Genomic DNA, 20,142 nt, shown 5'->3' with positions numbered 1-20,142 from the left:
TATAACAGAATTTCATTTCTGCAAGCGTTTTTATAAAAAAAATGAAATTATTTTTCAAAATATTATCCAAAGTTTTGTTTTTCAACCAAATATGTAGTCAATATTTTTTCAAAATTATCACCAACATTTACCGGAACGTACTTAATTTGGTTCTTTGCACAAGTTAAAGCCAAGTTTTTAAAATAAGCTTCTACCCTATTTTCATATTGCTCTTTTACGTTATCAGCAAAAATCGAAACCTCTTCTCCAGATTCTAAGTCGATAAACTTTCTTGGTGTGTTATCAAAATCAAACTTCAATTCGGTTTCATTATCAACTACATGAAACAAAACTACTTTATGTTTGTTGTGTTTAAGATGCTGTAATGCATTAAAAAGCTTTTCATCATCTTCCGTCTGAAACATATCGGTAAACAAAATAATCATCGAACGGCGATGCATTTTCTCCGCAATCTGATGCAAATAGGTAATCGTATCAGTCGTTTTTTTGACTTTTGGCTGAACCAATAATTCTTCCAGTTTATTCAAAAGCATTCTATGGTGACGATCACTTCCTTTCTCTGGAGCGTAATATTCGTATTTGTCTGAGAAAACGCTCAAACCAACGGCATCGCGCTGTTTCTTTAAAATATTCATTAAAACCGCCGAAGCCAAAACCGCAAATCCAATCTTCTTTTCATAAAAAGGCTGATTTGATTTTAGTTCAGGATAATGCATTGATGACGAATTATCGATAATCAAATGACAGCGCAAATTGGTTTCTTCCTCAAAACGTTTCGTGTACAAACGATCCGTTTTGGCAAACAATTTCCAGTCGATATGTTTAGTGCTTTCACCTGCATTATACACTTTATGCTCAGCAAATTCAGCCGAAAATCCATGAAACGGACTCTTGTGCATTCCCGATATAAAACCTTCCACAATCTGATTCGCCAGCATTTCGAGGTGCTGAAAACTGGAGACTTTTTCTATTTCCGATTCAATTTTCATTCGGTTTCTTTTTTAATATTTTGTGCTTTATAAAGCAAATCTGTTGCCTGAAACAATTTGCGTTTCAAGATCGGACTAAAATTAGGGTTTTCTTTTAAGAATCGCTGTACTTCATCAAAAGCAAATTTCGATGAATATTTCCCAACGGTATTATCCAGCCAATCTTTCGGAAAGAAAATATCTCCCGTTCGCTGAATTTCGTCAACCAAATCTAATGAAAATCTAATATATTTCTGCGCACTTTCCTGACGAAGCGGATGATGAATATTTGCCAATCCAACAGAAACCCAAGATTCTTTCTCTCGGTTTGCATCGTCTTTTAATGATTCCATAAACGCATTTCGAACCGATTCATCTTTGGATAAAGAGGGAAGCAAAAACTCAAAACGCTTTTGTTTATCAGGATTTGTAAAAGATGTTCTGGTTTTCTCCAAGATTTCATCGGCTTTTGGATGTTTGAAAATCGCCAGATTCATCGCCATATTGGTGTAATCATCTTCGTTAAGTTTCAAGTTTGGAATCGAGATTTCTCTGTTCCAGACTTTATATAAACTTGTTTTTCCCAAATCTGAATAAGCCACTGAGCTAAACAAACCAAACAAAGTCTTTTTGATATTAGGAGATAAGTCAGATGGCAGGCGCGCAAACAAAGTATATACAAGCATTTTTTGACTAATTGTTTGTTGTTTTTCTGTAAAAAATCTCCAATATATATTGTTTATATTATTAGTTATAATTCGCAAAACCAGTTCATTTTCTTCTAATTGAATTCCTCTGAAATAACATCTAAATGCATCATCGGGTGAAATATTCCCAATAAGCATATTTTCGTAGAGATTGCTGTAAGCCGAAGCTCTTGCCATTTCATCTTTTAAAGAGGTAATATAATTTAAATTAATCCCGCCAAGCGGAAAAACACCATATCCAAAACCATTATAATTGTAAACAATGGCGAGTGGTTTTTCAAGTCCGACAGCTTCTTTTACAACGGTATTTTTGTCATTAATATTAACTGATAAAACTTTCACTTCTTTAGCATAAACTAAACCAATCTGAAAAACCTGAGGCCAGATATTCTCTGATTTATCTTCTGCTTTTTGCTGAATTTCAAAGCTCTTAATTCGGTTTTTAGAATCGTATTCTATTTTATCTGTATAAATGGCTCTCCCCGATTTATTAACCCAGACATCGCTCCATTTTTTCATATCAAGCGGAGTTTCGGCATCAAGAAGTTCTACGAGGTTATTCCAATCAGCATTGTCGTTGGCGTATTTCAGAATGTATTTTTGAATTCCTTTCTGGAACCCTTCCTTGCCCATCGAAGCCTCCAATTGACGCATCATAATTGGCGCTTTGTTGTAAATAATAGCGCCATAAAGCGAACCTGCATCTTTCAAATTTGCCAAATGCTGCTTGATCGGATGTGTTCCTAAAGATCGATCTTCCGCATAAGCGCTCGGATAATGCGCCGTAAAAAACTGCAGATTATGATTGACTTTAGGAAAAATCGGGTTCATGATTTTGTCTGCCATGAAGTTGGCAAAAACCTCTTTCATCCAAACGTCATCAAACCATTTCATGGTTACCAAATCACCAAACCACATGTGTGAGGTTTCGTGTGCAATAAGTTTGGCGCGGTTTAACTTCTCGGTATCAGTTGCGCTGTTGTCCAAGAACAAAGTAGATTCTCTGTACTGAATTGCGCCAACATGTTCCATTCCGCCATATTGAAAAACTGGAATTGAAGCAAAATCTAACTTCTGAAACGGAAATTTATAATTGGTATATTTTTCTAAAAAGTCTAAAGATTGTTGATGTAGATTGAAAATAGTATCAGCGCTTACGCGAAATTTCTCCGGACTATTTTCACGATACAACATCGTCATTTCTAAACCTGGTTTCTGTGTCGCGCTTTTGAATTTTCCTGCAACAAAAGAAAACAAATACGTGCTCATTTTATCCGATTCTCCAAAAGTGTAAGACGTAAAATCACCTTTATCCAATTTCTCTACCACATCGGCTCCAGCCAAAACAGACCAATCTTTTGGAACAGAAAGTCTCAATTTATAAGTCGCTTTCAAATCGGGCTGATCAAAGCAAGGAAATAAAGTACTCGCTCGGTCCGGAACTAATAAAGTATATAAGAAATCATCATTTCTGTTTAATGACAAATTACCTGCAATGAATGAAATCGAAACTGTATTTTTCCCTAAAACCAAAGCCGAAACCGGAATTACAACATGTCCGTTTTCATGAACAATCAAAAGCTTTTTTCCGTTTGCTTCGACTGTTTTTATATTGGAAGTTTTCTCTTTAAAATCAAAAATTAAAGGCTGACTTAAATCAGACAAATTCAAGTTTACAAATAGTTGAGAGTTTATATTTTCTGATTTCTGATTCGGAATTTCGAAAAACAAAGTGTATTGAAGATCTGAAATCTGTTTTTTACGAAAATGTGCCAGCTGTTCTGAAACACCGTTTTCGACCGTAAAACCTTCTGTTTGTTTTGATTGAGCGAAAACAATCGTCGTCATTATAAAAAAGGCAAAAAGGCTGTGAAGAATTTTCATTTTTACAGGAATATAAGATTCGTTAAAAATAAAAAATAGTTTGCCACGAATTTCACCTGTGTGAAACAAATCATTACAACATTATCCGAAGTGTTCAAATAAAAAAGGTCCAACTTTCGTCGGACCTTTTTTATATCAATCGTAATCTAAGATTACAATAAAGCGTCTAAACTATCTGCGTAGGCTTGTTTCGGAGCTACTCCTACTTGTTTTCCTACAACTTCACCATTTTGAAACACCAAAACGGTTGGTATGTTACGCACACCATATTTTGCAGCAAATTCTTGGTTAGCATCTACATCTACTTTACCAACAACTACTTTACCAGCGTACTCTTCGCTTAATTGGTCAATGATTGGACCAACCATTCTACAAGGACCACACCATGCTGCCCAAAAATCTACCATTACTGGTTTATCTGATTTTAAAACTACTTCATCAAAAGTAGCATCTGTTATTGCTAATGCCATAATATATTAAGATTAAAATTAGGTCTGAAATATTAACTTTCAAACTACAGTACAAATTTAAAAATTTAAAATAAATCAAACACCATTACTAAATTAGTTTTCGTTATAAATGTATTATCATTAATTATAAGCTAGATAACTTTAAAATTACAATTTATTTATCTGAAAATCAAACCAATAAAAAGTTAATATTTTTTGTAGTATCTTTAATACATTCAAAATTCGGCTACTATGAAAGAAGCTTTATCCAAAACCAAATCTTTTCTGCAATCTGATTCTTTTAAAAAATACGCCAAACGTTTTGGATATTTTATCTTGGGCTTAATTGCCATTCTTTTGCTTGCCTGCGGAGGTTTGTCTATATATTTTAATCGAAATAAAGCCGAAATTATTGCTAAAGTCAATACCAAAATCAACGAAAACATAAATGGTAAATTTCATATTAGAGATTTTCATTATAAGTTTCTAACTGGTTTTCCGAATTTTACATTGGCGTTAAATGATGTCGAAATAAAAGACAACCAATGGCAGAGCCACAAACATACTTTGCTGAGAGCAAAAGAAATCGAAGCGCGTTTGAACATTTTGAGTTTGTTGCAGCACGAAATCAACATTCATAAAATCTTAATCAACGACGCTGATATTTATATTTATAAAGCCGAAAACGGTTATTCTAACGTCAATATTTTTAAACCGAAAAAGAAGAAAACGCAAACCGATAAAGAGAAACCCGAAACGACAATTGACGAAGTAAACCTAAACGATGTTCATGTTATTATTGACAATCATCTAGGTCATAAATTGTTTGATTTTGATGTGGCAAGTCTAGAATCTAAAGTAAATTATGGCGACAACAACTGGCAGACCAATCTGTATTTGAAAACCAAAATTAATAGTCTAGCCTTTAATACCGTTCACGGAAGTTTTGCTAAGGAGAAAGTTCTGGAAGGTAATTTTGATATTTCGTATGCTGAAGCCAATCAGAAAATAGATATTAAAACCAAAGGACTTAAAATTGGTTCTGACATTTTTGATATTGTCGCTTATTTTAATATTGGAAAAAACAATTCGCTTTTCGGAATCAATATCGGAACGGATATTTTATGGCGAAATGCTTCCAATTTATTATCAGCAAACATCAGTTCTAAACTTAACCAATTTGATATAAAAAAACCGATTAAAGTAAACTGCGACATAAAAGGCGATTTGAATGTTGAAGGAGATCCAAAAATTGTGGTGCAGGCAGATATTCGCGATAACGAAGTGAGTATTCCAGATGGCTTGTTTACCAATTGCAGTTTCAAAGGAATTTTCACTAACACTTTTAAACCCGAAAAGGAATCCAGCGATCCGAACTCGGCTATTATTTTAACCAATTTTAAAGCCGAATACGCAAGTATTCCGTTGACAATTGCACAAGCAGTTATCAATAATCTCGAAAAACCAATTGCCACAGGAGTTGTAAATTCCGATTTTGATATTTCGAAACTCAACGGAATGATGAACGAGAAAATTATTCACTTTGAAAGCGGTCATGCCAAAGCCAATTTGAAATTTCAGTTTGATATTGTCGATTTGTACATCAATAAACCAAAATTTACAGGCGATGTTGATATTGCTGATGCCACATTCGATTATATTCCGAAAAAGATTCATGCCGAAAAAACGGCTGTACAACTGTCGTTTACTCAACAGGCGCTTTACATTAAAAAAATAGCCTACAAACACAAAAAGAACATTATTCGCATTGACGGAAAAATCGATAATTTCCTGAATCTCTATTACGACGCACCCGAAAAAATGGTGGTAAACTGGAATATTTACTGCCCGAATATTGATGTAAAACAGTTTTTAGGCGTTCTGCAAAATTCTCCAAAACAAAAAGTGGCAGAGAAAAAACCAGTTGAGAAGAATGTCAACTTTACGAATCAGTTGCGATCGGTAATAGAAAAATGTGCAGCCGTAATTAATCTTAAAGCCGATAACATTACCTACGGATCGCTTACCGCAACCAACACTCAGGCCACAATCCAGATGCTAAATTCTAAGATTCTGCTCAAAAACGGAACATTGCAGACTTCTGGCGGAAGCATAACGTTTAGCGGTTCTGTACAGCCAAGCGGTAACCATTATGTTTTTACTTCAAACGCACAGGTAAACCGAGTTGATATTGCGAGTTTTTTAAGGTCTTTTAATAATTTCGGAATCAAATCTTTTAGTCCAAAAAACATTCGCGGACGATTGACCAGCAATGCCAATGTTGCAGGTTTAATGAGCAGTAAAGGCGATCTGATTGTCAATTCTATGAAAGGAAAACTAGATTTTAATGTCAACCAAGGTGCCTTAATCAATTTTGAACCGATTATGAAAGTCGGCAAATTTGCTTTTCCGTTTCGCGATGTAGAGAATATTACTTTCAGCGATTTGTCTGGTTCGCTCAATCTTCGCGGAGAACAAATCGATGTCAATAAACTTACCATAAGTTCCAGCGTCTTAAATTTTGACATAAATGGCATTTACTCTTTCGGCCGAGGCACCAATCTCGCCCTCACCATCCCGCTAAGAAACTCTAAAAACGACGCCAAACTCGCCACCAAAGAAGAACGAAAAGCTGTTCGCGAACGCGGAATTGTCCTGCATTTGATTGCTTATGATAATGAAGGAAAAATGAAGGTTAAGTGGGGGAAGAAGGATAAATAAGTTTTAATTAAATGGAATGGATTACTCTGAACAGAAAATAAAAGTCTTAAGATTTGAAGAAGCGAATGGTTTTTATACAACTCCTGAGAGAAGTAAACTTATGTCTAAAATTAAGGGAAAAGACACAAAACCTGAAATACTATTTCGAAAAGAGCTTTGGAAAGCAGGAATACGATATAGAAAGCACGATAAAAGTCTTCCCGGAAATCCTGATATCACAAATAAAAAACTAAAACTCGTGATCTTTATTGACGGAGAATTTTGGCATGGATATAATTGGGAAGAAAAAAAAGTAAAACTAAAATCAAATCGTGATTTCTGGATTTCTAAAATTGAAAGAAACATGCAAAAGGATAGAGAAAACAATATTAAACTAGAAAATTTAGGCTATAAAATATTTAGATTTTGGGATCATGAAATCAAAAAAGATATCGAAAAATGTATTTCTTTAGTAAATGAATATTTGGAGACAAAAATTGGTTGAGAATATTTTTTTGTTTATATTGTAAGATTTTGCTCAAAAAATTAACATCGTGAACTTTTTATTAATAAATTTGGATTTTTACAAATTTTTAATGAAAAATAAATTTACCTACATAGACCTTTTTGCTGGCTGCGGGGGATTATCATTAGGATTGCATCAAGCAGGATGGCAAGGCCTTTTTGCTATTGAGAAAAGTCCTGACGCTTTTAAAACACTTGAACACAATTTAATAAAAAACAAAAATCATTTTAATTGGCCTAATTGGCTACCTCAACAAGCACATGAAATCAATACTGTGCTTGATAAATATGCTTCAAGTTTAGAAAAGCTTAAAGGGAAAGTCACTATGATCGCTGGTGGACCGCCTTGTCAGGGTTTTTCAATGGCAGGAAAACGAAATGAATTTGATTTAAGAAATGACCTTATTAATTCATATATAAATTTTGTAAAAATTGTTGAACCTAAAATTATTTTTTTCGAAAATGTAAAAGGTTTTACAATGGAATTCAAAAAAAGTAAAGAAAAAGGTATTGCTTACTCTACCCAAGTTACGCAGAAATTAAATGATGCTGGTTATTTTGTAAGAGGTCAATTAGTGAATTTTGGCGATTATGGCGTACCTCAAAAAAGAACTCGTTTTATACTTGTTGGCATTAAAAAAACATTGCCAAACGCTACACAAGAAAAAGCCGAAATGTTTTTCGAATCTTTAAAAGACAATCGTTTTGAATTTTTAAAAGAAAAAGGATTAAGTGTCGAAACGAATCTTCAAGATGCGATTTCTGATTTATTTAAACAAAATGGATTAAAAGAAACCCCCGGATATCCAACTTTTCAATCTGGAATTTATGGCAAGGAAAAGGGAAACTATCAAAAATTAATGCGAGTAGGCATTAATGATAAAATTGCAGACAGTCATCGTTTTCCAAAACATTCAACTGAAATAATAAATCGATTTAAAAATATTCTTGATGAAACTTCTCTTGAAAGAAGAAATTTCAACATTAGTAAAATTATACAAGAAAAATATAATATTAAAAAGAGAACAGTAATTCCGCTAAATGGGCTTGATAAAACGCCTACAATTACTACTCTTCCTGATGATTATATACATTATTCTGAGCCACGAATTTTGACAGTTCGTGAATATGCACGTATTCAGTCATTTCCAGATTGGTATGTTTTTCAAGGAAAATATACTACAGGCGGAATATTGAGAACTAAAGAAGTTCCTAGATATACGCAAATTGGAAACGCAATTCCTCCATTATTTAGTGAACAAAGTGGCTTGGTTTTAAAACAACTTTTATATAATGGATAAAGGTGTATTAAATTTTGACATAAAAACAGGAATGAAAAATATCATTGGTAGAGATTTAATTACCGATGATTTTATTGCGATTTATGAACTAGTTAAAAATTCATACGATGCATACGCAGATGCTGTAAAAGTTATTTTTAATAAAGATGAGATCATTATTGCTGACAACGGTAAAGGTATGTCAAAAAATGATTTAGAAAAAAAATGGTTTGCAGTAGCATATTCTGCTAAAAAGGATAAAACTGAAGACATAGACTTGTCAAGAGATTCTCATTTAAACAATTTAAAATCCAGAAGATTTTATGCTGGAGCAAAAGGTGTTGGTCGTTTTTCTTGTGATCGATTGGGAACTAAATTAGAACTTATCACATCAAAAGTAGACATTAATGAAACTTATAAAGTAGATGTCGATTGGGGGGAATTTGAAAAAGATTCACAACAAAGTTTTGATTCAATACAAATTCCATTTGAAAGCATTGAAAACAATAATATTTTCCCAAAAAATAAAAATCATGGCACGATTTTAAAAATCCAAAACTTAAATTCTAATTGGGACATTCACAAACTAAGAGAATTAAGGAGGTCATTAGAAAAACTCATTAATCCCTTTTCAAAAGAGAATAGTTTTAGCATTGAAATTGAAGCAAAACAATTCATCCAGATTGACAATAACTCTAATAACAAGCTTAAAATAAATGGAATCATTGACAATAGTATTTTAAAGGTTCTTGATTTAAAAACTACTCAAATTGATTTAAAACTAAAAGATGAAATAATAACTACCAAGATTATCGATAGGGGTGCATTAATTTATCATATTGAAGAGCCTAATAAATATTTATCCTTAATTGACGATTTAGAAATAAACCTTTATTTTTTAAATAGGAGCGCTAAAATCAATTTTGGAAGATTGATGGATATAGAGCCTGTAAAATATGGGAATGTTTTTCTTTTCAAAAATGGCTTCCGAGTTCAACCTTATGGAAACGTTGGAGATGACAGCTGGGAATTAGATAATAGAAAACAACAAGGATATAATCGTTTTCTTGGCACAAGGGATTTATTTGGCAAAGTTGACTTAATAACTGAAAATTTTAATGAATTTAAAGAAGTATCCAGTAGAGCTGGCGGTTTAGTTGAAACTTTAGGGAAAAAAGTGTTATTTGATTTATTTAAAGAAAAAGCTTTTTTAAGATTAGAAAGATACGTGGTAGGGGTTCTTTGGGGTGAGGCTTTTAAAAGAAAAAATTATTTTTTAGACAACGAAATTGCTCAACAATTTAGATTAGAATTACAAAATGACAAGGATAAAGATTCTTATGAAGATGCACTAAATAATTTAGGAAGTAAAATTGATTTTGTAAACTTAATAAAAACTTTGAGTGATGACAATGACATTAAAATTATTACCTACAATAGAGAACTCGTTAATTTAGTTAATGAAAAACTTGATGTCATTCAGCCTAAGTTTCTTTCAGATTTAGAAAAAATAGCTGAGAAAACAAATGACAGTGATTTATTAAATCAAGTCAAATTAACAGAAGAGAGTTTTAATAGAATTATAAAAGAAAAAGAAGAAGCTGAAAAGCGAGAAGACGAAGAGCGAAATAAACGTATTGAAGCTGAAAAGCAAGCTGAGTTAGAACGTTTTAAAAGAGAAGAAGCTGAAAAAAAACAGAGAGAAGAAGAAGAAAAAAGGAGAAGAGCCGAACTTGAGACATTAAAAAAAGAAAAAGAAAGAGCCGAAGCAGAGTTAGCAAAAATAAAGGCTGAACAAAAAGCGAAAGAAGAGGAAGAAAAAAATAAAAATTTAAAAAATCAATTAAATATTGAAACAAAGAAAAATCAATATTTAAATGCAACGAGAAAAACTTTAAGTGAAGATGCTGAACAATTAGTTCACTCAATAGATCTCTATGTCGGAAATGCTTCTACGTATGTCAATGAATTACTGGTATCAAATCTCAGTAAAGATGTAAAAGACAAACTTTATTCTATTAAAAGCAATATCGATAAGGCCATAAAAGTTTCGCAAATCATAATCAAATCAAATTTTGATTATAAGCATACTAAACAGAGAATAAATTTGCCAATATATATAAGGGAATATATTGAAGATTTAAATGTTTCTAGACCAAACTTAAAATTTAAAATTGATGGGGTTTTTGACAAATTTTATTTAATCAATCCAATAGAAATAGACATTGTTTTAGATAATTTAGTTTCAAATTCCATAAAAGCTAAAGCAAATGAAATTCTCATAGATTTTGAAAAACTAAATGATAAAATACAGATAAATTATTATGATAATGGTTTAGGCATGTCTGATAAATTAATAAATAATTCTGAATCTATTTTTGAACTAGGCGTAAGAGAATCATCTGAACGCGGTTCGGGAATAGGCATGTTTGATGTAAAAAAAAGAGTAAATAATTTAAAAGGAGATATTAAATTTTTAGGTAACAATCTAAAACTTAAAGGAGCAGCTTTTCAAATAATTATATAATATGGCATCTACTGATAAATTTCAATCAAGATATCTTGTATTTGATGATGACGATGAAGCAGAAAATCAATATAAGAGGAGTGTAAAAATTGATGGTTATGAATGCATTCCTATTTACATAAATCCAAGCGATTTCTTTGATGCTGATAAAAATGAATTTAAGGAAGAGGAATTTACCACTGCAATAATTGAAAAAACTGCTGGCATAAATATCAATTTAATTGTCACAGATTGGAACATTATAGATAGTAATGAAAACTACAAAGGATTAGTAGGATGGGATATTTTAGAATATGTGATAAAAACAAAAGATAAATTAAAATCAAAACCTTTCTTTGTTTATTCTTCAGATATAAAAAAAGCTTCCAAATATATATTATCAAAAATTTCGCAAGAAGTTTGTAATGGAAAAGACAAAATTGATGATCTATCATTAAATAATTTTATTGCTGATATACTTCAACTTAAAATCAAATTTTGGAAAAGAGATGGTACACATTTTAATGAAATTATTACATTACTTAGAGATTCAAATACAATATCAAATATTGTTCTAGATTCAATACTGTCGTTTGACCAAAACATGGTAATTAATACAGGTAATATAAATTATGACGGAAAAAGTATTAATGAAATTTTAAACGGAGATAATATAGATATGAAAGGTTTAAAATTTATTCGTGAATTTATTGATCTTTCAATAGCACATTATTCGAAACTAAATGAATGATTACAAAAAAATATTAATGTTACATGCCGTAGATAATTCAACATTATTTTTAAAGAATTTTGAAAAAGAATTTAGTGATTATTATGTTTCTTTTGATTCTACAAACGATTCTGTTTTAATGGCAAAAAGATTATTAGGCGATTTAAATCCGAAATCATTAATAATATTTCTAGGACACGGTAGCTCCTATGGTCTTTATGTACCAGACGAAAGTCATGAATATGAAAAACTCTTTTTAGATGTTAATTGGGGAAATCATTTTTTTGAAGATCATGATGTTTTTCTGTTAAGTTGTAGATCATCAGAGTACATAGAAAAAATTTTTCATTCAAATTTTTCATTAGGCTTTGGTAACATAATTAGCTCTAACGAGGAATTAACAATTCATAACAACAAAAATGATATTAAAAAAAAATTGAGTATTGATGAGATTAATTTATTCAACGACATATACATTAAGATTTCAATTAAAGTCGTTAAAAAATTAATCAGTAACGAAATCTGTTTCAGCTCCATTCCTAGATACTTTAAATTTTTTATTAACCAAGAAATTAATGCAATACTCTTAAATAAGAACAATACGAATAGAGTGGAATTATCCCGAATGTTATTTGAGTTTCGCAATGAGATTGCCCTAAGAAAAAATGTTTAAAAACAAAAAAAGCCACTTTCCAAGTGGCTTTTTCTCATTTCTTACTCAATCACCAAATAAGGATCAAGAATTTCGGCTAATTCATTTAACCAAAAGAAACCATCTTCAATATTTACGGTTTCGGTTTTCATAAATCCATCTTCTCTTATTGCGTTTAACGCAATTAGGAAATTTACTTGCCTAATCGTTTTTGCCATACTTTTTGAATCAATTGAATTGTTGAAGAATTCAGTTAACCTCAATTCGGTTTCTTTGGAAAGGGTGTTGGTACTCATAATTTTGAAGTTTAGGGAAAATAAAACCCGCACGGGTTAGCTGTCCTACGCCTTCAAATACGCGTTGCAGTTGTTTCCAATACCGCCAGCATTCCGCACGGGCAAAAAGTTTTTTTGTGTTCATTATTTGAAGTTTTAGGAACTCCAAATATATGAAAAACAAAAATAAATTGTAAGTTTTTTCTTTATTTAAAAATAAAATACTCTAAGTATATTTTCTCCAAATCGAAATTACAAAATTGAAAAATAAATCAATTTAAAATTTCATAATATTTCCTTAACCTACTTGTCTTTTATCTTTAAAATCGATAAGTTTGAGAATGAATCATTAAATTTTATTTGTTATGAAAGTACAAATCAACACCGACAAAAACATTGAAGGAAGTGCAAGATTAGAAAGTTATTTTTCTGGAGAAGTAGAAAAAAGCTTAGACCGTTTTCAAGATAAAATTACTCGCGTAGAAATTCATTTTGGAGACGAAAATGGAGAAAAATTCAGCTTGCATGACAAAAAATGTGTGATTGAAGTTCGTCCTGTAAAACTACAGCCAATTACGGTTACAGAACACGCAGACACTCTAGAAAAAGCTTTTAGCGGTGCATTGGCCAAAGCTAAAAAAACATTGACGAGCACTTTCGAGAAGATAAAAGAACATTAATTTTTTTTAAACCATATAAGTGATATAAGTTATTTTTAGAGTTTATTGAAAACTTATATCACAAAAAAAGCGAAGCCTAAAATGCTTCGCTTTTTTTTATGGATAACAACAAGTGAAAAATCTTAAATTAACTTACATCACTTATATGGTTTATTTTATTTTGGCAAAGGTGCGCCAACTGCAATATCGCAACGGTGACCTGGTTTTCCGTGTGGCGGGTTCATTCCGTCTGCTACCGTAGCTTCAGTACCTTCTGTGCTTAACAATGCAGGAACTGGGTTTGATGCTGGAGGAGTAACGCTAAAGTTTTGCGTAACTGTTCCGCTTTGAGCCGTATTTGTCGTTGTTGCAGTTGTTGTTGCTTTAGGCGAATTTAAAGGTGCTCCAACAGGAATATCGCATCTGTGTCCTGGCTGTCCGTGTGGCGGATTCATTCCTTTTGCCACTTTAACTGGCGCAACAGTTGTAGTTGTCACCATTTTCTGCTGCTGACTCGGATTTACTTGCACTGTTTGTCCTTGAGTTGCTTGAACTTGCTGTGTTGGCGCAGAATTTAAAGGCGCTCCAACCGCAATATCGCAACGGTGGCCTGGCTGTCCGTGAGCAGGATTAATTCCTTTTGTATCGCTTAAAACTGTATTTGGGTTCGCTACAGGGTTTTGCACCACTGGCGCAGCAGGTTTTGTGGTATCTTTTGCAAGTCCTAATCTTACTAATTCGGAAGATGCTGTACTTTCTTGCGGTTCTAATTCCTTTTTACAGGAAATAAAAAATAAAGAAGTAACAGCTAGTGAGCCTAGAAGTATTTTTGCATTCATGATGGGGGGTATTTTTATTGAGAATCAAATATAGTGGTTTTTTGAGAGATTAAATGACATGAATAATGTTAATGATAATTAAACACAGGATTTTAAATTGTTTTGATTTTATGTCATCCTGAGGAACGAAGGATTACACACGGAGCTCTACAAAGATTGGCGAATCTCTTTACGGAGTTTCTAGTGTGATCCTTCGTTCCTCAGGATGACAAACAGTACTTTTATTATATATGAGTAGGAGATTAAAAACTTCCATTTCCTTATATCACTTATATGGTTCAAAAAAAATTATACCTTTAAAGTCAAATAAGATATCTCATGAAAAAAACACTTTTACTCCTTTTGTTTGTTGCTTCTTTTGCCAATGCGCAAACAGACAAAATCAAAATCAATCACACATTAGATGCTTGGCACAAAGCGGCTGCCGAAGTAAAATATGATGCATACTTTAGTACATTGGCAGACGACGCAATTTACATCGGAACTGATGCAACCGAAAATTGGACTAAAAAAGAATTTGCTATCTGGGCAAAGCCTTTTTTTGATAAAGGAACTACATGGAATTTTAAAGCTTTAGAACGTCATATTTTTTTTGATAAAAGCGGAAAAATTGCTTGGTTTGATGAATTGCTAGATACACAAATGAAAATCTGTCGCGGATCTGGAGTTTTAATCAAAGTGGGCAACGAATGGAAAATTCAACATTATGTGCTGTCAATGACAATTCCAAATGACGAAGTTGATGCCGTAACCAAAATAAAAGCACCAATTGAAGACGCTTTGATTGCAAAACTTCAGAAAAAATAAAACATTTTACGCTTTTCTTATTATAAACGTAACTTTTTGAGCACATTAGGAGCGCTGTTAGCAGATTAATTTTAATTAATTCGGCAAAAACAGCGCTTTTTTGTAACTTTAGAATAAGATACTGTCAAAAAAACAAACCGTATTTTACAAAATTCATCAAAATAAAACCCATACCTCTATTTTAACAGCCTTAAAAACAAGAATCTTTATTTTTTTCTAACTTTGACCCCAAAAAAAATAGGGTTAAACAAAGTATTTTAAAAATGAAAATAGAAAAACGCTGGATTATCTCCTTTATCATGATAAGTGTCGTATGTACGATAGGGGCATTTTGGCCAACAGTGACCGAAAATAATTATGTTTTATCAGAATTTGGAACTACAGATCATATCGTTCCTGCCGATGTTGCCTGGATGCTTACTTCGAGCTGTCTGGTTTTAATTATGACACCAGGATTGTCTTTCTTTTATGGCGGAATGGTTGGAAAGAAAAACGTTATTTCGACCATGCTTCAAAGTTTTATCTGTTTAGGAGTTGTAACGCTTTTATGGGTTGTTGTAGCATTTAGTTTGGCTTTTGGAGAACCGGTTGGTTTTGGTTCTGGAGATCATTTTTATAGCTTTTTTGGTAATCCGACTACTTTTGCTTTTATGGATTATGTTGGCGTTCTGCCTCATAAACAATTGGCAAGTACAATTCCGTTTATGCTTTTTGCTTTGTTTCAGATGAAATTTGCTATCATTTGCCCTGCCATTATCACAGGTTCATTTGCAGAGCGCGTTCGTTTTATTTCTTATTTAGTTTTCATTAGTTTATTCACGATATTTATTTATGCTCCTTTATGTCATGCGGTTTGGTACCCGACGGGTATTTTAGGGAGTTATTTTGGAGTAAAAGATTTTGCAGGAGGAACTGTAGTACACATGAGTTCTGGTTTTGCAGCTTTGGCAGGAGTTATTGTTTTAGGAAAAAGAAAAAACAGCCAGCATATTCCAACCAATATTCCGTTTGTATTATTAGGAACAGGAATGCTTTGGTTCGGCTGGTTCGGGTTCAACGCTGGATCTGCTCTTGCTGCCAACGGAACTGCTGCTATGGCTTTTGCTACAACTACAACTTCGTCTGCCGCAGCCATGTTAACTTGGATTTTCTTTGATAGAATGAACGGAAGAAAAGTCTCTGCTCTTGGCGCTTGTATTGGTGCTGTTGTTGGTTTAGTTGCCATTACACCAGCTGCAGGATTTGTTTCTGTTCCGGAAAGTATGTTTTTCGGTTTCATTACAGCGTTAGTTTCTAACACTGCTGTAAATTGCAAATACTCTAAAAAGTTCGATGATACACTTGACGTTTTTGCTTGTCACGGTGTCGGCGGAATCATGGGAATGATCTTGACTGCTATTTTCGCTCACGGCGAAGATGCAAGTTTACTTCACGGCGGATGGAATGTTTTCGGACACCATATGATGGCGCTAATTCTAGTTTCGATCTTTACTTTCTTCGGAGCTTATTTCTTGTTTAAAGTAACGAATTTCATTATTCCGCTGAGAGTTTCTGAAGAATCAGAACATATCGGATTGGATTTATCTCAGCACGATGAAACTTTAGATCCAAAATCAAAACCAATTACTGAGCCACATTACGGTTAAAAAATATTTTTTTTTAGCCGCGAATTACACCAATTTTTACTAATTTTTTTTCTGCATTGCAGTTAAACTGATTCGTGAAAATTCGTGTAATTCGTGGCGAAAACATTTAAAAAAAATCCTTTTAATCTGTGAAATCTGTGGCAAAAAAACATTTAAACCCACTTACGCCATTTCATTCGTTTATATTCCTTAATTTTGCCGAAAATTTTTGTAAAAGTGGGAAGTAAAAATAAACTAAAAAGATTCAGAGAAAACGAAACATTTCAAAACGTTTTTCAACCAACCAGAGAAGAAGTTGTAGGCGATTTAATGCCTTTAAAAGGAAAATGGAATTCTGATTTCTTTAAAAATGATAATCCATTAGTTTTAGAGTTAGGATGCGGAAAGGGAGAATATTCTGTTGGATTAGCAGAGAAATACCCAAACAAAAATTTTATCGGAATTGATATTAAAGGTGCTCGTTTCTGGCGTGGTGCTAAAACTGCTGTAGAAAACGGACTTCATAATGTTGCTTTTGTTCGTACTCAAATCGAATTGATCAATCATATTTTTGCTGAAGGCGAAGTAGACGAAATCTGGATTACTTTCCCAGATCCGCAGATCAAATACAAAAGAACGAAACACAGAATGACGAATTCTGAGTTCTTGAAATTGTACAAAAAAATCCTGAAAAAAGACGGTGTTGTAAATCTTAAAACCGATAGCGAATTTATGCACGGTTATACTCTTGGATTGCTTCACGGTGAAGGTCACGAAGTTTTATACGCAAACCATAACGTATATAAAAACGAAGGAAGCCCAGAAGTTGTGACTTCTATCCAGACTTTTTATGAGAAACAATATTTAGAAATTAATAAGGCAATTACGTATATTCGTTTCAAAATTAAAGACTAACTTTAATTTTGAAGCCTTTATCTAACCGATTTAATAACTAAATGATCTACCTTACTCCCCTAATTTCAGGTTTTATTGCCGCTGCCATTGGAACTATTCCGCCTGGATTGCTCAATATGACGGCTGCCAAAATCAAAATGAAAGAAGGGAAAAAGAATGCTCTGTCGTTTGTAATTGGTGCGGTTTTAATTATTTTTTTTCAAGCTTACATTGCGGTATTGTTTGCCCGCGTCATAGACAATCGTCCAGATGTTGTAATAGTATTGCGTGAAGCTGGTTTTATCATTTTTTCTATCTTAACTATTTATTTTTTCTTTTTTGCGAAAGATCCGATAGCAAAGAAAAAAACGAAACTAAAGAAAACCAGCAAAAAAAGCAGTTTCTTTCTCGGAATGCTACTTTCTGGACTAAACTTCTTTCCTATTCCTTATTATGTGGTAATAAGCGTAACACTTGCTTCGTATCACCTTTTTGTATTCGAAAATACAATTATTTTAACCTTTGTATTAGGCTCGGTTCTTGGGGCTTTTGCAATTTTGTATAGTTATATTGCCTTCTTTGGAAGAATAGAAAAGAAAACCGATTACTTCATGCGAAACATGAATACAATTATTGGAACCATTACTGGATTAGTTGCGCTAGCAACACTTTTTAATATTCTGAATTACTACTTCGGATAATTTTTATAGCCACAGATTTCACAGATTAAAATGATTTTTTACTTTGTGGCTAAATAATTTTTCACGCAGATTCCGCAGATTTTAACAGATAAGTAGTAATTTTAAAATCTTTATAATCCTTTTAATCTGTGGCAAAACAATCATGGCAGAAGAGAATTTTTTTGAAAGAGTTTATGTAATCGCCAGACAAATTCCGTTTGGAAAAGTTACTTCTTATGGCGCTATCGCAAAAGCATTAGGCACAGCACGTTCTGCACGAATGGTGGGCTGGGCAATGAACGCTTGTCATAATATGGATGATGTTCCTGCACATAGAGTTGTAAACCAAAAAGGACTTCTAACAGGAAAACATCATTTTGATGGAACTAATTTAATGCAGCAGCTTTTAGAAAATGAAGGAATAAAAGTGGTCAACAATCAAATTGTAGACTTTGAAAAGCATTTCTGGAAACCAGAAGTTGAATCGTAAAATCTAGGGCTCTTCCTGCAAGGTTTTCAAAACCTTGTAGGTCTAATATTTTAATTGACAATAGTTAAAAGACATTTAAAAGAGCAATACCTACAAGGTTTTGAAATCCTTGCAGGAGAATTAAAATCAAATCAAGCAAATCACAAAACTTGTTTTATCTTCATCAGTTTGATAGCTTAGGTAGCCTCCATGTGCTTCTATAATATTTTTAGAAAGCGTTAATCCAATTCCCGCGCCATCTTTTCTGGTGGTGAAAAACGGCAAGAAAACTTTATCTCTAATCTCAGCATCAACCCCTTTTCCGTTATCTGCAATCACAATAAAAAAGCGATTATTTTCGGTATAACTTGAGATTAGCAGTTTCTTTTCTGTTTTTTCTTTTAAAGCATGAATACTATTGGTAATCAAATTGATAATCACTTGCTCCATCTGATTTTTATCGATCATAATAGAACGTGAACTATGTATTTCATTTATCAACTCAATTTTTTCTTCCTTCAAAATTGGACTCATAATTCGCAAACAATCTTCAAACAGAACATTAATTGGTGTCATCTGTTTGTTTGGCGTTGGCAGCATTGCCAGTTTACGGTAATTCTCCACAAAAAACTGCAAATGATCACTCCTATTTATGATTGTCGAAATACTGCTTTTGATGTCTTCAAAATCATCTTCTTCCAATTCATCCTGATCTACAATATGAAGCAAATTTTGCGAAAGCGCGCGAATAGGCGTTAAGGAATTCATTAATTCATGCGAAATAATCTTCATCAAATTAATCCACGCTTCTTTCTCTTTCTTCTCAATAACACGCTGAATACTATCCAGCAAAATGATAAAATATTCTTTATTGTAAGTTTGCGTATGCGATGTCTGAAGCATAAAAGTCTGAAGGTCTTGATCTTCAATTTTGATAGAAATAGCTGTTTTCAATTCTGTAAAACCGACCTTTTCAATCTCACTGCACAAACTCGGAAGATAATTTTTAAGATACTGCCAATGGCTTACTTTTGGCACTTTGAACAGCTTCGAAAAACAGTCATTCATTATAAAAACAGACCAATTGTCATTTTCTTTTTCTAAGATCAAAGCAGCAGTATCGATACTGTTCAAAATCGAACGGTAAATTAATTCTTTAGAAATCTGCTCCTGTTTCTGAACTTTTAATGTATCATACAGAAGATACAGGCTATTGAAATTATCTTTTTTATGTTCTTCAGGAAAGTGAGCAGAAAAATCATCATGCAGAATCGAGTTTATCGTTTTGTCATAAAACAGCAATTGGTTTTTGACAAAAAAATACATTTCGAATAGGAAAATCAAAACGAAAACACCAACCAATAAAGCATTGTATTGAAATCCTTTATAGAATAATAATGCACTAGCAAGGAAGAGCACCATTACAAATAGAACTCTCACGAACAAAGCATTATAAAATTTCCAATTCTTCATTATTTTTTTGAATTGCCTCC

18 protein-coding genes are annotated in these 20,142 nt (G+C 32.7%); 12 read left to right on the top strand and 6 right to left on the bottom strand.

The genetic code is table 11. From position 1 onward, the window contains the following. Nucleotides 1-62 precede the first annotated feature (62 nt). The 3 genes from DMA14_RS18135 to trxA form a co-directional block, all read right to left on the bottom strand. Nucleotides 63-989 carry a DUF58 domain-containing protein gene (locus tag DMA14_RS18135; RefSeq protein WP_111425979.1) on the bottom strand — a complete coding sequence of 309 codons (927 nt, stop codon included), beginning with the start codon at nucleotides 987-989 and terminating at the stop codon, nucleotides 63-65. Then, nucleotides 986-3,559: a M1 family metallopeptidase gene (locus tag DMA14_RS18130; RefSeq protein ID WP_111426236.1), complete on the bottom strand. Its 2,574-nt coding sequence runs from the start codon at nucleotides 3,557-3,559 to the stop codon at nucleotides 986-988. Before DMA14_RS18130 ends, DMA14_RS18135 begins: the two co-directional genes overlap by 4 nt. Before the next feature lie 152 nt (nucleotides 3,560-3,711). Then, entirely contained in the window at nucleotides 3,712-4,029 is a 318-nt protein-coding gene (gene trxA / locus DMA14_RS18125) for a thioredoxin (RefSeq protein ID WP_008466289.1), read from the bottom strand. Between the two features lie 231 nt (nucleotides 4,030-4,260). Between trxA and DMA14_RS18120 the strand changes: the two genes are divergently transcribed. The 6 genes from DMA14_RS18120 to DMA14_RS18095 all read left to right on the top strand — a co-directional run bounded on the left by DMA14_RS18120 (nucleotide 4,261) and on the right by DMA14_RS18095 (nucleotide 12,422). Then, complete coding sequence (locus DMA14_RS18120; RefSeq protein ID WP_111425978.1) at nucleotides 4,261-6,729, top strand: AsmA family protein; 2,469 nt, start codon at nucleotides 4,261-4,263, stop codon at nucleotides 6,727-6,729. Between the two features lie 16 nt (nucleotides 6,730-6,745). Continuing rightward, a complete protein-coding gene (locus tag DMA14_RS18115) occupies nucleotides 6,746-7,213 on the top strand; it encodes a very short patch repair endonuclease (protein WP_111425977.1) in 468 nt (155 codons plus the stop codon). A gap of 91 nt (nucleotides 7,214-7,304) precedes the next feature. Further along, nucleotides 7,305-8,534, top strand: coding sequence for a DNA cytosine methyltransferase (locus DMA14_RS18110; protein WP_111425976.1), 1,230 nt, complete (start codon nucleotides 7,305-7,307; stop codon nucleotides 8,532-8,534). Continuing rightward, nucleotides 8,527-11,040 carry an ATP-binding protein gene (locus tag DMA14_RS18105; protein ID WP_111425975.1) on the top strand — a complete coding sequence of 838 codons (2,514 nt, stop codon included), beginning with the start codon at nucleotides 8,527-8,529 and terminating at the stop codon, nucleotides 11,038-11,040. Before DMA14_RS18110 ends, DMA14_RS18105 begins: the two co-directional genes overlap by 8 nt. Before the next feature lies 1 nt (nucleotide 11,041). Beyond that, a complete protein-coding gene (locus DMA14_RS18100; protein WP_111425974.1) occupies nucleotides 11,042-11,770 on the top strand; it encodes a hypothetical protein in 729 nt (242 codons plus the stop codon). Continuing rightward, nucleotides 11,763-12,422, top strand: a complete 660-nt coding sequence (locus DMA14_RS18095; protein WP_111425973.1) for a hypothetical protein — start codon at nucleotides 11,763-11,765, stop codon at nucleotides 12,420-12,422. The genes DMA14_RS18100 and DMA14_RS18095 overlap by 8 nt, the downstream gene beginning before the upstream one ends. Nucleotides 12,423-12,463: 41 nt before the next feature. Here the strand turns inward: DMA14_RS18095 and DMA14_RS18090 are convergent, their stop codons facing one another. Continuing rightward, the gene (locus DMA14_RS18090) at nucleotides 12,464-12,697 is read right to left on the bottom strand and encodes a hypothetical protein (RefSeq protein ID WP_008466285.1); all 234 of its coding nucleotides are present in this window, start codon (nucleotides 12,695-12,697) and stop codon (nucleotides 12,464-12,466) included. 344 nt (nucleotides 12,698-13,041) lie between these two features. Here DMA14_RS18090 and DMA14_RS18085 point away from each other — a divergent pair, with 344 nt between their 5' ends. Continuing rightward, on the top strand, nucleotides 13,042-13,356 hold the full coding sequence (locus DMA14_RS18085; protein WP_111425972.1) for an HPF/RaiA family ribosome-associated protein: 315 nt from the start codon (nucleotides 13,042-13,044) through the stop codon (nucleotides 13,354-13,356). 155 nt (nucleotides 13,357-13,511) lie between these two features. Here the strand turns inward: DMA14_RS18085 and DMA14_RS18080 are convergent, their stop codons facing one another. Then, a complete protein-coding gene (locus tag DMA14_RS18080; RefSeq protein WP_111425971.1) occupies nucleotides 13,512-14,174 on the bottom strand; it encodes a hypothetical protein in 663 nt (220 codons plus the stop codon). Between the two features lie 318 nt (nucleotides 14,175-14,492). Here DMA14_RS18080 and DMA14_RS18075 point away from each other — a divergent pair, with 318 nt between their 5' ends. The 5 genes from DMA14_RS18075 to DMA14_RS18055 all read left to right on the top strand — a co-directional run bounded on the left by DMA14_RS18075 (nucleotide 14,493) and on the right by DMA14_RS18055 (nucleotide 18,670). After that, nucleotides 14,493-14,981 (top strand): nuclear transport factor 2 family protein, encoded by a 489-nt coding sequence (locus DMA14_RS18075; RefSeq protein ID WP_111425970.1) that lies wholly within the window; start codon nucleotides 14,493-14,495, stop codon nucleotides 14,979-14,981. 263 nt (nucleotides 14,982-15,244) lie between these two features. After that, nucleotides 15,245-16,627: an ammonium transporter gene (locus tag DMA14_RS18070; protein WP_111425969.1), complete on the top strand. Its 1,383-nt coding sequence runs from the start codon at nucleotides 15,245-15,247 to the stop codon at nucleotides 16,625-16,627. A 216-nt stretch (nucleotides 16,628-16,843) separates the two neighbouring features. Next, the gene (gene trmB, locus DMA14_RS18065) at nucleotides 16,844-17,521 is read left to right on the top strand and encodes a tRNA (guanosine(46)-N7)-methyltransferase TrmB (RefSeq protein WP_073408106.1); all 678 of its coding nucleotides are present in this window, start codon (nucleotides 16,844-16,846) and stop codon (nucleotides 17,519-17,521) included. 41 nt (nucleotides 17,522-17,562) lie between these two features. Beyond that, entirely contained in the window at nucleotides 17,563-18,201 is a 639-nt protein-coding gene (locus DMA14_RS18060; protein WP_111425968.1) for a LysE family transporter, read from the top strand. Nucleotides 18,202-18,343: 142 nt separating this feature from the next. Next, nucleotides 18,344-18,670 (top strand): MGMT family protein, encoded by a 327-nt coding sequence (locus DMA14_RS18055; RefSeq protein WP_111286436.1) that lies wholly within the window; start codon nucleotides 18,344-18,346, stop codon nucleotides 18,668-18,670. Between the two features lie 126 nt (nucleotides 18,671-18,796). Here DMA14_RS18055 and DMA14_RS18050 read toward each other — a convergent pair whose 3' ends face one another. Next, on the bottom strand, nucleotides 18,797-20,122 hold the full coding sequence (locus tag DMA14_RS18050) for a sensor histidine kinase (RefSeq protein WP_111425967.1): 1,326 nt from the start codon (nucleotides 20,120-20,122) through the stop codon (nucleotides 18,797-18,799). Between the last annotated feature and the right edge of the window lie 20 nt (nucleotides 20,123-20,142).

Source organism: Flavobacterium sharifuzzamanii (assembly GCF_003254585.1).
In the GTDB taxonomy this organism is placed as follows: Bacteria; Bacteroidota; Bacteroidia; order Flavobacteriales; family Flavobacteriaceae; genus Flavobacterium; species Flavobacterium sharifuzzamanii.
Note: the sequence above shows the minus strand (reverse complement) of the source record. Positions and strands in the feature narration are given on the sequence as shown.

Excerpts from the sequence above, each read along its gene's own strand:
- DMA14_RS18055 (WP_111286436.1), top strand. The coding sequence starts at position 18,344 with ATGGCAGAAGAGAATTTTTTTGAAAGAGTTTATGTAATCGCCAGACAA.
- DMA14_RS18110 (WP_111425976.1), top strand. The coding sequence starts at position 7,305 with ATGAAAAATAAATTTACCTACATAGACCTTTTTGCTGGCTGCGGGGGA.
- DMA14_RS18120 (WP_111425978.1), top strand. The coding sequence starts at position 4,261 with ATGAAAGAAGCTTTATCCAAAACCAAATCTTTTCTGCAATCTGATTCT.
- DMA14_RS18060 (WP_111425968.1), top strand. The coding sequence starts at position 17,563 with ATGATCTACCTTACTCCCCTAATTTCAGGTTTTATTGCCGCTGCCATT.
- DMA14_RS18085 (WP_111425972.1), top strand. The coding sequence starts at position 13,042 with ATGAAAGTACAAATCAACACCGACAAAAACATTGAAGGAAGTGCAAGA.
- DMA14_RS18115 (WP_111425977.1), top strand. The coding sequence starts at position 6,746 with ATGGATTACTCTGAACAGAAAATAAAAGTCTTAAGATTTGAAGAAGCG.
- DMA14_RS18090 (WP_008466285.1), bottom strand. The coding sequence starts at position 12,697 with ATGAGTACCAACACCCTTTCCAAAGAAACCGAATTGAGGTTAACTGAA.
- DMA14_RS18050 (WP_111425967.1), bottom strand. The coding sequence starts at position 20,122 with ATGAAGAATTGGAAATTTTATAATGCTTTGTTCGTGAGAGTTCTATTT.
- DMA14_RS18130 (WP_111426236.1), bottom strand. The coding sequence starts at position 3,559 with ATGAAAATTCTTCACAGCCTTTTTGCCTTTTTTATAATGACGACGATT.
- DMA14_RS18100 (WP_111425974.1), top strand. The coding sequence starts at position 11,042 with ATGGCATCTACTGATAAATTTCAATCAAGATATCTTGTATTTGATGAT.
- DMA14_RS18075 (WP_111425970.1), top strand. The coding sequence starts at position 14,493 with ATGAAAAAAACACTTTTACTCCTTTTGTTTGTTGCTTCTTTTGCCAAT.
- DMA14_RS18080 (WP_111425971.1), bottom strand. The coding sequence starts at position 14,174 with ATGAATGCAAAAATACTTCTAGGCTCACTAGCTGTTACTTCTTTATTT.
- DMA14_RS18070 (WP_111425969.1), top strand. The coding sequence starts at position 15,245 with ATGAAAATAGAAAAACGCTGGATTATCTCCTTTATCATGATAAGTGTC.
- trxA (WP_008466289.1), bottom strand. The coding sequence starts at position 4,029 with ATGGCATTAGCAATAACAGATGCTACTTTTGATGAAGTAGTTTTAAAA.
- DMA14_RS18105 (WP_111425975.1), top strand. The coding sequence starts at position 8,527 with ATGGATAAAGGTGTATTAAATTTTGACATAAAAACAGGAATGAAAAAT.
- DMA14_RS18095 (WP_111425973.1), top strand. The coding sequence starts at position 11,763 with ATGAATGATTACAAAAAAATATTAATGTTACATGCCGTAGATAATTCA.
- DMA14_RS18135 (WP_111425979.1), bottom strand. The coding sequence starts at position 989 with ATGAAAATTGAATCGGAAATAGAAAAAGTCTCCAGTTTTCAGCACCTC.